6 protein-coding genes and 1 pseudogene are annotated in these 7,434 nt (G+C 34.2%); 5 read left to right on the top strand and 2 right to left on the bottom strand.

Going from position 1 to position 7,434, the window contains the following annotated elements:
- The coding region (locus WBN20_RS12195; protein WP_424281883.1) for a Na(+)-translocating NADH-quinone reductase subunit A at positions 1-986 on the bottom strand (986 nt) is incomplete at its 3' end.
- Positions 987-1,138: 152 nt separating this feature from the next.
- Between WBN20_RS12195 and WBN20_RS12200 the strand changes: the two genes are divergently transcribed.
- The 5 genes from WBN20_RS12200 to WBN20_RS12220 all read left to right on the top strand — a co-directional run bounded on the left by WBN20_RS12200 (position 1,139) and on the right by WBN20_RS12220 (position 7,000).
- Complete coding sequence (locus WBN20_RS12200) at positions 1,139-2,383, top strand: DUF5103 domain-containing protein (RefSeq protein ID WP_424281884.1); 1,245 nt, start codon at positions 1,139-1,141, stop codon at positions 2,381-2,383.
- Between the two features lie 288 nt (positions 2,384-2,671).
- Entirely contained in the window at positions 2,672-3,280 is a 609-nt protein-coding gene (locus tag WBN20_RS12205) for a hypothetical protein (RefSeq protein WP_424272110.1), read from the top strand.
- A 465-nt stretch (positions 3,281-3,745) separates the two neighbouring features.
- On the top strand, positions 3,746-4,132 hold the full coding sequence (apaG, locus tag WBN20_RS12210) for a Co2+/Mg2+ efflux protein ApaG (RefSeq protein WP_424272111.1): 387 nt from the start codon (positions 3,746-3,748) through the stop codon (positions 4,130-4,132).
- 84 nt (positions 4,133-4,216) lie between these two features.
- The gene (gene pruA / locus WBN20_RS12215) at positions 4,217-5,845 is read left to right on the top strand and encodes an L-glutamate gamma-semialdehyde dehydrogenase (RefSeq protein WP_424281885.1); all 1,629 of its coding nucleotides are present in this window, start codon (positions 4,217-4,219) and stop codon (positions 5,843-5,845) included.
- Positions 5,846-6,025: 180 nt separating this feature from the next.
- A complete protein-coding gene (locus WBN20_RS12220) occupies positions 6,026-7,000 on the top strand; it encodes a substrate-binding periplasmic protein (RefSeq protein ID WP_424281886.1) in 975 nt (324 codons plus the stop codon).
- A gap of 338 nt (positions 7,001-7,338) precedes the next feature.
- Here the strand turns inward: WBN20_RS12220 and WBN20_RS12225 are convergent.
- Positions 7,339-7,434, bottom strand: a pseudogene (locus WBN20_RS12225) (16S rRNA (guanine(527)-N(7))-methyltransferase RsmG); the annotation flags it as partial.

The raw sequence follows: 7,434 nt of genomic DNA on the forward strand, positions 1-7,434 counted from the left end.
TCAGGAATAACACTTACTGTATTGTTATAAAAACCGAGAAAACCATCCGGGCTTGTTTTCTTGCCAGTAAGTACATCTCCATTAATCACACGAAATCTTTCATCTTTAACGCCACTGGCATATAAAAATGTAGCTATCTCTGCACCTATTTTTGTTGAAAAATATTTTGGAGATTTCACGGTAGAACCAGCAAGGGCAATGGTACGCTGGGCATTAAATCTACCGGTTAAAAGTAACTCGCCAATTATAACAAGGTCTTGAGGAGTAATGGTCCAAACTACTTCACCTTTATTTATTGGATTTATCTTATTTATTTGAGTGCCTACTAATCCTGCAGGATGGGGTCCGGAGACTTTATGTAATTCGATATCCTGGAGTTTAGCAAAGGGAGAACTGGAACCCTTGCCTACGGAAACATGAACCTTACCTGGGGTAAGTTTTCCAAGAGCGGTTAATGCTGTTTGTAGTTCTTCTTCTTTCCCCTTCAGAGTATAATCCAAATCTGCTGCCAAAGGAGCAGTAACATAAGCCGATATAAAAATTCCCTTTGGAGTAGCCAACGGATCTGCAATATGATCATAAGGACGTTGTCTGATAAAAGGCCAACAACCCGATTTAAGAAGTAGCGACTTGATTTCCTCAGAATCAGCACCTGGTCGCATTTTGGAATGCTCCAGATAGTCCTGAGACTTATCTGCAAGAATTTTTATAGTCATAATTTTTCTGCGAGCTCCTCTGTTAATTTCAATTAATTCTCCACTAACCGGAGAAACAAAAAGCATGTCCTTGCAATCTTTGCTATAGAATAAAGGTTCACCTGCCTTAACCTCAGCCCCTTGTTTAACTAACAATTTGGGCATTATACCACGAAAATCTAAGAGATTGATGGCGTAAACATTGCTTAATGCTGCTTTAGATGTATTTTGTTCGGCCGCACCAACAAGATTAATGTCAAAGCCTTTCTTGATCCTAATGTCTTTAGACATAAATTGTAAACATTTAGTTTATCAAAATTTGGTCCAAAAATAGTACTTATGACACTGTTTTCATAATTATTGACTATAATTTTGGGCATTACGTCGATATCACTTTTTTGGGTATACTTTTTGTTTACCTTTATCACAAAAACAGGCTAAATATGCGTTTATTTCTTAAACAGCTATTCTTCTTTTTCCTTACGACACAATTGTATTCGCAGATTCAGGAAGAGGTAAACCCGCCTGAAAATATAAAGACTATTATTTTTAAGGGACCAACTGAAGATCAGTTTCCTGTCATCAAATTGGGAGATCCGATTTATCTTGAATTTGATGATTTGACCGCAAGTGAGCAAGACTTCTATTATAAAATTGTTCATTGCGATTATGATTGGTCGCCATCCGAACTACTAAAGTCACAATACCTTAGGGGAACAGACAACCAAAGGATTATTAATTATAGGAACAGTTTTAATACTCTGGAATCTTATTCCAATTATCACTTGACTATTCCCAATAAAGCGGTGAGTTTAAAAGTTAGCGGCAATTATGTACTTGAAATTTATAATTCTAACTACGAACTTCAATTTTCAAGACGATTTGTAGTTTACAAGGATTTGGCTAAAGTTGTAGCAACAACCCGGAACTCCAGGAATTTTGATTTTATCAATCAAAAGCAATCTGTTCAATTCACAATTAACCCATTTAATTTTCAACTTGTTAATCCTTTAAAAGAAGTAAAAGTTATTATAATTCAAAATTATCAGTGGTCAAATGCCATTACCAATGTACCACCTCAATATTCTGTGGGTAATTCCTTGGCTTATAAATATGATATTGAAACCAGTTTTTTTGGAGGAAATGAATTCCTCAACTTTGATACCAGTGATTTGCGCGCTCCTTCTTCTGCCATTTCCCGCATTGACTATCAAGAACTTTACCATCACTATCTTTTTACAGATAACTATAGATTTGATAAAGCATACACTTATTTTCCCGACATTAATGGCGATTTTGTTGTACGCACTTTGCAAGGTGAAGATTCATCCAGAGAATCAGAATATACCATAATTCATTTCAGCCTTCCATATACCATAGATATTGGATTAAATGAGATTTATGTCTATGGCAAATTCAATAACTATGCTCTGGAGGAAGGGAACAAAATGAATTACAATTCCGAGACAGGAAATATGGAAGCCGCAATAAAATTTAAACAGGGGTTTTACAACTATAAATATGTCCTTAAAACTGAGGATGGTGGAATTGACCTGAATAAAGTTAGTGGCAATTTTAATTTTACAGAAAATAATTATTTAATACTGGTTTATTACAGAAATTTTGGGGATTTATATGATAGCATAATTGGTATTGGCTCAACAAATTCTGAAAACATTACCAACTAAATACTCTTTATTAATTATAGCACATTTGAGTTTTATAAGCTCAAAATTTATATAATGTAAATATCTCCTAATTGTTAAAAAGTATTTTTTGTAAAGGCAGAATAAGTGGTTATAATTTATTTCTGGATCCTGCTTAAATAGCGAGAAATATTTTTGTAAGATGTTGTATTTTAATTATTTAGTTAGATTAAATATTAATAATTCTTAATATAAATGTCGGGTTATTACAATAATTTTCATAACATTGGGTTTAATTCTATACACTTATAATTCTGAGGTTTGGGATATATGATTCTTCGCAACAAAAATTCATATCCAAAAATATGTTTTGAGATTATTGAGCAGTTAAACGAAAAACTTCCCAATTATCTTTCATACCATTCTTTAGATCATATAATAGATGTTGCCAACGTTTGTAACGACTATATTGAATATTACAATATTCCAGAAGAAATGGCTATTCTTATACGAATTGCCGCAATCTGCCATGATTATGGTTTTGTAGTATCTCCTTTAAATCATGAAGAACGCAGTATTATTGAAATTCAACCACTTTTAACTCCTATTCTTACAAGCGAGGAAATAGATATAATAAATGGGATGATTAGGGCAACAAAAGTACCTCAAGAACCTAAGACTTTTTATGAACAAATTTTGGCGGATGCCGATCTAGACTATCTTGGAAGAAAGGACTATAATAACATTAGCGCTAAACTATTCAAAGAATATCTGCATTTCGATATCGTTTCTAATAGAATTGAGTGGTTAGACTTGCAAATTTCGTTTTTGGAAAAGCATAAATTTCATACCGATTTTGCTAAGAAGAATCGTGAGAAATTAAAATTTGAAAAAATAAAGGAACTCAAATCCCTTAGATTAGCAGCCAATTATAAATGATTTTGGATATTAACACCTGTAATCTAGATTAGTAAGCTTTATGGCAAAATATTTTATTGTTAGAGCTGGAGTGTTTCATGATTCATAAGCTCCTTTCATAATTTCCGACATGATCTAATGACGGGTATTCATCAAAATCAAGGTCATTATAAAGCAGAGAAATCTGTCAATTCCCCATATTTATGGGATTATTAGACAGAAATACACCAGAAAAAAATATACATACACCGATAATTCAATCTGAAGCTTTCATAATCAGTTGCTATTATCTATCTTGGCCCCCTAGGATTGGTTTTAATATTCATTATCATTATAAAATGATTTTAGGACTCATTTGAATTTGAGCCCCATTATCTCAAACTAATGTTAAATTAAAAGGGCCTAATACGATTTTTTTTATTTTAGCAGATATAACGGATATGCTACTCATATTGAGAAATACCGTTATTTATTAGCATGAAAAAGATGATTACACAAGTTACCAAAGGCATAAAAATTTCAGTGAATACTAGTTTTGAAGGCACCTTCTTTAAAAACTATAAAATGCATTTTGCTTTTGGGTATACCATTACTATAGAAAATCAAAGTAAAGATTCTGTTCAATTAACTTCAAGGCACTGGCAGATATATGATGCTTTAAATGACTTTGAAATTTTAGATGGTGAAGGTGTTATCGGAAAAAAACCCGTTATTAGACCAGGGGAATCCCATACTTACAGCTCCGGATGCCTGCTTGCATCTCCTATTGGAGCAATGAAAGGCCACTATAATATGGTCAATTTCACCACTAATGAAAAATTCAGAGTCTACATTCCTTCTTTTAAATTCAGTGCACCATTCGCACTGAATTAATGATTCCTTTTACTTTGTTTAAATTTTATAAACGTTTGGGGTTTTAGTACCTTTGACATGAAAATTTAACTAATAAAATTGATTATGGGTAAAGGTTTTTTTGAAGTCCCGCTGGCTATTAATGAACCAATAAAAAGTTATGCTCCGGGCACTCCGGAAAGAGACGAGGTTTTAAAGCAATATAAAGAATATTTCAATGGAAGTCTTGAAGTTCCTTTATATATTGGAAGTGATGAAATAACAACATCGAATACCCGAACAATGTCACCTCCCCATGATCATAAACACATTTTGGGCAAGTATCATCTTGCCGAAAAAAGTCATGTTAGCTTGGCCATAGATAATGCACTCAAATCCAGAGCGGCATGGGCCTCTTTACCTTGGGAACAAAGAGCCAGTATTTTCTTAAAAGCTGCAGATCTTATTGCCGGGCCCTACAGGGCTAAAATTAATGCGGCGACTATGTTGGCGCAGTCAAAAACCATACATCAGGCAGAAATTGATGCCGCCTGTGAATTAATAGACTTCCTCAGGTTTAATGTATCTTATATGTCTCAGATATATGCGGAACAACCTGAATCATCTGAAGGCATCTGGAATCGGGTGGAATACAGACCTCTAGAAGGTTTTATTTATGCAATTACCCCTTTTAACTTTACAGCGATAGCGGGCAATCTTCCTGCAAGCGCAGCTATGATGGGTAATGTTGTAGTATGGAAACCCAGTGATAGTCAAATTTTTTCAGCCAAGGTTATTGTGGATATTTTTAAGGAAGCTGGACTGCCAGATGGCGTAATCAATGTGGTTTACGGTGATCCTGTAATGATTACAGAAACCATTTTAGCCAGTGCCCACTTTTCGGGAATTCATTTTACCGGAAGCACCCATGTTTTTAAATCCTTGTGGAAACAGATTGGGAATAATATTGACCGTTATAAAACCTATCCAAGAATTGTTGGTGAAACTGGTGGTAAGGACTTTATAATTGCTCATCCAACAGCAAAACCTCAGCAGGTAGCTACGGCAATTACGCGTGGCGCCTTTGAATTCCAGGGCCAAAAATGTAGTGCTGCCTCTCGTGTTTATTTACCAAAATCTACTTCTGCCGAAATCCTGGATTTGGTAAAGCAGGACGTGGAATCATTCAACCCTCCGGGATCTCCTGAAAATATGAGCAACTATATTACAGCTGTAATACATGAAGGATCATTTGACAAATTAGCTTCCTATATTGATCAGGCTAAAAAAGATAAGGATGCTAGTATAATTGTTGGTGGTAATTATGATAAATCCAAAGGTTATTTTATAGAACCAACGGTTATACTAACCACAGATCCTCATTATTCTACTATGGAAACCGAATTGTTCGGACCGGTAGTTACAATTTATGTCTATGAAGATAAGGATTGGGTCAAAACACTAAAATTAGTTGATACTACTTCTGAATACGCACTTACAGGTGCCGTTTTGGCAAAAGACCGATATGCAATAAATGAAGCCACGAAAGCACTTCAGAACTGTGCAGGTAATTTCTATATAAACGACAAACCTACGGGGGCTGTTGTGGGACAGCAACCTTTTGGTGGTGCCAGGGCTTCAGGGACTAATGACAAAGCAGGTTCTGCTCAAAATTTGCTTCGATGGGTTTCCCCGAGGTTAATTAAAGAAACTTTTGTAACTCCCGAGGATTATCGCTATCCGTTTTTGGGATAAAGGACAGAGGGAGTAATCTTTAATTTTTTAACACACAAGGCTCTTATACCGAAAAGGTGAAGAGATAATTGTGCTATATTCCAAAAATCTGTTAGAATCAATTATTGTTTCCTTTTTAACATTACTTTCGGGCTGATTGATTTATCTTAAGGTGCTTTTTACCATTAACGATCCATTGCCATGAAAAAATTGTTTCTGCTTTTCCTCTCACTTCCGTGTTTATTTTTGTATTCTCAGAATCAGAATATAAAATTAGCTTCTGATATATGGCCTCCCTTTTCAAATGTAGAAGGGGAAAAAGGTTTCGCCCTTGAATTAGTAAAGGAGGCACTTCTAAGAGGAGGTATCCAAATGGATTTGACTATAACAGGATTTGACCCGGTAATGGAAGGCATTATCGACGGTACTTACCAGGGAAGTCCCACATTATGGAAAACAGAAGATCGGGAAAATTATTTGCTTTATTCTGAACCCTATCTTGAAAATCGTTTGATTTTAGTAGGGAGAAAAGGCAGTGATGTAAGTGCAAAATCACTAAGTGAATTAAAGGATAAACGAATTGCGATTATTAGTGGTTATGCATATGGATCCTCCGTTTATACCAATCTGGATGTAGTTCTTATTCCAGGTAAAAGTGATCAGGGAAATCTGGAGAAATTATTAACTTTCAAGGCAGATTATATGTTGGTTGATGAATTACTGATATCCTATTTACTAACTTATCAACTAAATGATATTCGCAAATTCCTTGAAATTGGTAAAGAAGCTTTTTTGGTGCAACCTCTTCACTTTGCCATTTTAAAGGATATTCCGGATGCGCAAAAAATAATTGACGGCTTTAACAATAATATTATTAAAATGATGTCTGATGGTACTTATAATAAAATACTGGAATTGAATTGGATACAATCTGATGTTGACGGTGATGGAGTTCTCGAATTGGTCTTGCATGGAGATAGCGCAGGCAAAAATGCACCAGCTTCTTATTATAAATTGATGACAGAAACCGCAATGACAAAAAGTAATGACAGGTATTACATAAATGGAGAAATTTATAATGGATGGCAGGTTGTTCCGGCTAAGTATAAGACTGACATTATTAAGGCAGCCAATATGAATAATTCTCCATCTTCCGGTTTAAAATTAAAATTTTAAAAAAAGTCAGCAATTACAAACCAATTTTAATTTGTAACATACTTTCTTTTAAATGAGCCCTACACATCCCTGATATTAGTTTATTAAATCTTCTTTTAAACAATACATTTTCAGCATTTTAACTATTTTAGATTTGTCATTTTACAATTTTAATGTAAATTTAACGTTAATTAATTGTAAATTAATTTTTAAATACTAGATTGTACAAAACTCTAAATCAAAATAATGACAGCGAATACTAAGTCTAATTCAAAAAAAGTAAGTTTGAAAAAACTAATCAACTTCATCAAAACCTACGCAGAAAATTGCAGGTACTCCTTTAATATGATGTTGATGCTTTAACTGTTTCCCTTATACTTCATTGGCAAATAGACTACCTTTTTGGTTTTAAAAAAGTCCTCTTCGAAAAATTCGGACATTTCAAATACTTGTAC

Source organism: Eudoraea sp. (assembly GCF_049665975.1).
Lineage (GTDB): Bacteria > Bacteroidota > Bacteroidia > Flavobacteriales > Flavobacteriaceae > Eudoraea.